The organism is Magnetococcales bacterium (assembly GCA_015231755.1).
Lineage (GTDB): Bacteria > Pseudomonadota > Magnetococcia > Magnetococcales > Magnetaquicoccaceae > Magnetaquiglobus.
The window spans coordinates 1-3,826 of record JADGAZ010000037.1 but is presented as its reverse complement, the minus strand read 5'-3'; the positions used below and the strand labels follow the sequence as shown (position 1 = coordinate 3,826).

The 3,826-nt window shown below is 56.0% G+C and carries 4 protein-coding genes and 1 other RNA gene; 3 read left to right on the top strand and 2 right to left on the bottom strand.

Going from position 1 to position 3,826, the window contains the following annotated elements; all coding sequences use genetic code 11:
- The first annotated feature begins 85 nt into the window (after window positions 1-85).
- Window positions 86-1,150, top strand: a complete 1,065-nt coding sequence (locus HQL98_16025; protein MBF0273552.1) for an aminotransferase class I/II-fold pyridoxal phosphate-dependent enzyme — start codon at window positions 86-88, stop codon at window positions 1,148-1,150.
- Window positions 1,151-1,272: 122 nt separating this feature from the next.
- Here HQL98_16025 and HQL98_16020 read toward each other — a convergent pair whose 3' ends face one another.
- Window positions 1,273-2,247 (bottom strand): GGDEF domain-containing protein, encoded by a 975-nt coding sequence (locus tag HQL98_16020; protein MBF0273551.1) that lies wholly within the window; start codon window positions 2,245-2,247, stop codon window positions 1,273-1,275.
- 272 nt (window positions 2,248-2,519) lie between these two features.
- Between HQL98_16020 and ssrA the strand changes: the two genes are divergently transcribed.
- Window positions 2,520-2,883, top strand: a transfer-messenger RNA (tmRNA) gene (gene ssrA / locus HQL98_16015).
- A 354-nt stretch (window positions 2,884-3,237) separates the two neighbouring features.
- On the opposite strand, the gene HQL98_16010 is transcribed toward ssrA, so the two are convergent.
- Window positions 3,238-3,396 (bottom strand): hypothetical protein, encoded by a 159-nt coding sequence (locus HQL98_16010; GenBank protein MBF0273550.1) that lies wholly within the window; start codon window positions 3,394-3,396, stop codon window positions 3,238-3,240.
- Here HQL98_16010 and HQL98_16005 point away from each other — a divergent pair.
- Window positions 3,395-3,826 (top strand): DNA polymerase IV (locus HQL98_16005; protein ID MBF0273549.1); only part of this gene is annotated, 432 nt, incomplete at its 3' end. The genes HQL98_16010 and HQL98_16005 overlap by 2 nt on opposite strands.

Here is a 3,826-nt window from a genome sequence, read left to right as displayed (position 1 = left end):
AAAGAAAAACCCTGGGGGAGGAATCCCCCAGACCCTCTCTTTTCTTTTAATAGTTTTCCATGATTCCAAAGACAGGTGAGAAGAGATGAAAAACTGTGTCAGACCGAACATCCGGGCGCTCACGGCCTACGCTCCCCCCTGGACCGGACTGGACCGCACCCAATATCTGCGCCTGGACTTGAACGAAAACACCCGCGCCCTGCCCCCGGAAATCCGTCCGGTGCTGGAACGTCTGCTGTCCAGCGGGGCCGCCTCCCGTTATCCGGAATACCGGGCCTTTCTGCCCCGACTGGCCCAACACGTGGGGGTGGCGGAAGAAAACCTCATCGTCACCAACGGTTCGGATCAAGGCATCGAAATCCTGCTGCGGGCCTTTTTGAATCCCGGCGACGGCATGGTGGTGGCACAACCGGAGTTCCCGATCTTCTCCCATGTAGCCCAGGTGATCGGCGCCCGGGTGCAAGGGGTGCCCTTCGACGCCAACATGATCTTCCCCACGGAAGCTTTTCTGGACGCGATAGACCACCAGACCAGACTGATTGTGCTCATCAACCCCAACAACCCCACCGGCTCCACCATCCCGCTGGAGGTGATCCGGGAAGTGCTGACCCGTCATCCGCATCTGCCGGTATTGTTGGACGAGGCCTATTATGAATTCACCGGCGTGACCTGCGTCAAGTGGATGGAAGAGTTCAAGAATCTCATCATCGTGCGCACCTTTTCCAAGGCCTTCGCCATGGCGGGTCTGCGGCTGGGCTATGTGATCGCCCCGGCGGAATTGATCCAGGAACTCAACAAGATACGCGGCCCCTTCGATGTCAACGCCTGCGCTATCGCCGTCGCCGACGCCCAACTCGATCTGCCCCATGCCTTGCACTATGTGGAAGAGGTCATGACCCGAGGAAAACCCTTCACGGAAAACGCCTTGCGGGAGATGAACATCCCCTTTTATCCCGGCGCCGCCAATTTCATGCTCGTGGAACCCAAAGATCGGGATGGCGTGGTCATCCACATGAAGCAAAACGGCATTCTCGTCCGCCCCATGGTCGCCCCGGCGCTGGTGAAGACCTTTCGGCTGACGATTGGACCCCTGGAGGAGATGGAACGGTTTGTGGGGGTGATGCGGGGATATATGGAAACGGAAAAATAACGCCTGTCGAGACAAACCACTGCCAAAAGGGTTGGGGACCATCCCGCGCCATCAGAACCGTCAAAACGGCTCAAACGGATCAAGTCCCCTTCTTTAAGGTCACACCCTTTTAACGGTCGATATTATTCGGTCACGGCCCCTTCAAAGCAGGTCACCCGGTTGCGACCTCCGGCTTTGGCCCGGTACATGGCCTGATCCGCCTGCCCCTGAATTTCCGCGAAGGTCATCTGATTGGAACGGTTCATGGCCACGCCGATGCTGGCGGTGATCTTCAGACGGGTCTCGCCGATCTGCGGCATCAACTCCTCGATATCCCGACGCAGTTTCTCGGCCAGCCGCACCGCCTCCTCCTGATCGATGTTGGACAAGAACATGGAAAACTCCTCCCCTCCGATGCGCCCCAACGCGTCGCTTTGACGAATCAGGCGGGACAGACAGGCGGAAGTCTCCTTCAAGACCGTATCCCCGGCCTCGTGGCCGAAGCGATCATTGATGGACTTGAAATGATCCAAGTCGATGAACAACACCGCAAACGGCGTTTCATTCCGCACGGACAGACGGATCAAACGGTCGGCCAAGGCATAATAGGCACGGGCGTTCATCAAGCCGGTCAAAGGATCCAGGGTGGAGAGTCTGCGCATCAGCGCGTTGGATTCCACCATGCGTTCGTAAAACGAAATCGAACGGCTGCAATAGGCGTGAAACACCACTCCGGAAGCCCCCAGACTCAAAGTGAGGGTAGCCAGCGCATGGGTTGAAAAAGGCACGATCAGATAGGGATTGGCCACATGGATGGCAGCCACCGATCCAACGGTATTCCAAAAGCCCGGCCACTGCCCCAGAATGATGTAGACCCCGCTGATCTGCAAAAAAAACCAAACCACCCGCAATTCGTCATGCGGGACAAACAACAGCGCCGACAGAAACTGCACATTCCCAAGCATGGCAAACACCCATGCCGTCGGCAGAAACCGCTCCTTGTGTCCCCACATCCAATACAACAACCCCGAAGCGATCACAAAATAAGCCTGGGTCACCCCCAAATGGATCGCTCCCAACTGCACCACACCCGTCCCTTCCGCCAACAGGAAGGCCACGGTGAAAAAAAGTCCATTCCACATCAATATATAGAGTAATCTGAATCGGAACTGAAGATACTCCTCATCCTCCTCAAAATCCACGCCTCCCAGGATAAAAAATAACAGTTTTGAGCGAACCATAATCCTCACCTCGAAATATGATCAAGAAAGAAAACATCAGCCTATATCAGAAAATTTTGCAAATCAATTGAATTTTGCGCAAACATGCCAATAAATTCTTTTTACATTTTCCCCAATCCATGCTCTAATGGGGTCGCGTCGATTTTCGTGGGGGTGAAACGGCTTCGACGGGGCAGTGAAAGGATCGAGAGGCGACTCGGAATGGATCCGCCGTAATGGACCACAGCGTTTAGACGCCAACGACGAGCATTACGCTCCAGTTCTCGCTGCGGCTTAAACCGTAGCAGAACGGGGTCTGGATCCGGACCCGGCAACAGAAGCCGCAAGGCGGGATCAACCCGGAAATGCGAAGGCCGGTTTAAATCCAAGGTCGCCCAGTTCTCCGAGGATACGGAGGTCCCAAGACCAGTCGGTCTGTAACGGTCAAGGGTCATCATGACCGGCAGATGGTCGTAATTCCTCTTGTCTGACTAAGTGTTTCGGACGCGGGTTCAACTCCCGCCACCTCCACCATTTAGCTATTAGAAAGTTTTCTCAAAAAAACCGCCCAACCCCAGGGCGGTTTTTTTGTGCCTGAAAAAGTCCAATGTTTCCAATAGTTACGCCATGAGGTTCGAAACGGATCTTGGTCTGACGCTGGATCAACGGGAGTTGAAATGCCCGCTTTTTCTTCTCTCTCAGCCCACATTCTCCAAAACCTGTGGACCAAGGACGTTCTGGTCCGGAAATTACGGACCAGACATTTTCCATTTAATATCAACGATATAACTGGTCCACAGCCTCTGGACCAGTTCGACAATGAAGATGGTCGCGGAGAAATGAAAAAACGGGCAAAACCCGGGTCCGGCGGCGTGAAATAGACGACCGTCAAGCCCGTGCGCAGGAGTGGTCAGCCACATGACGCGCCGGAATCCGCCCCAGTCGCGCCACGTTGGCGCCGGTTGGTTGGAGTGGTATCATGGTGGCCTCGGCCAGAAAACGGCACCACAGGACGACACCACTCCGATCCGGCAGGTCAGACGCCATGGACGCCTCCAGGAAAATCGTCCACATCGACATGGATGCCTTCTATGCTTCTGTGGAGCAGCGGGATCATCCGGAATATCGGGGGCATCCCCTGGTGGTGGGCGGCAATCGCTCCCGTGGCGTGGTGGCGGCCGCCAGTTACGAAGCGCGGCAATTCGGCATTCGCTCTGCCATGGCCATGAACAAGGCGTTGGACCGGTGCCCGGGCTTGATCGTCATTGCGCCCCGCATGGCCGCATACAAGGCCGTCTCCCTGCAAATCCGCGAGGTGTTCCTCGAACACACCGACTTGGTAGAACCACTCTCCCTGGACGAGGCGTTCCTGGACGTGACCCGTAACAAGAAGGGCATCCCATCCGCCTCATGGGTGGCCCAGGAAATTCGCGCCGAAATCTTCCAACGAACGGGTCTGACCGCATCCGCCGGGGTC